Below are 318 nucleotides of genomic sequence, written 5' to 3'. Positions count from 1 at the left end.
AGTTGCAAAACGATTTATGTCATGATTAGCAGTTTCCTTTCAGAAGAAGAAAAGATGATCGTTGCCGCCCATGAATTAGGGCATATCATCCTGCATCGTTCCCAGCTGAAAATGGCTCCAATGCAAGATGATACACTCTACAATATGACAGATAATACAGAATATCAGGCAATCTGTTTGCTGCCGATCTACTGATTGAAGATGAAGACATTGAAGAGATGGTTCAGAACGAAGATCTGGATTATTTCGGCCTCTGCAGTTCATTGAATGCGACTCCGGAACTCATGAGCTTTAAACTATACAGCCTGACAAAACGAG

1 protein-coding gene is annotated in these 318 nt (G+C 41.2%); it reads left to right on the top strand.

Translation table 11 applies throughout. The features are described from left to right. On the top strand, positions 1–195 hold a 195-nt coding region (locus LI126_RS14645; RefSeq protein WP_227165661.1), incomplete at its 5' end, for an ImmA/IrrE family metallo-endopeptidase. Positions 196–318 lie beyond the last annotated feature (123 nt).

This window comes from Mediterraneibacter sp. 210702-DFI.5.30 (genome assembly GCF_020560115.1).
Lineage (GTDB): Bacteria > Bacillota > Clostridia > Lachnospirales > Lachnospiraceae > Mediterraneibacter > Mediterraneibacter faecis.
The sequence above is the reverse complement of the archived record's forward strand: the minus strand, read 5'-3'. Positions and strand labels throughout refer to the sequence as shown.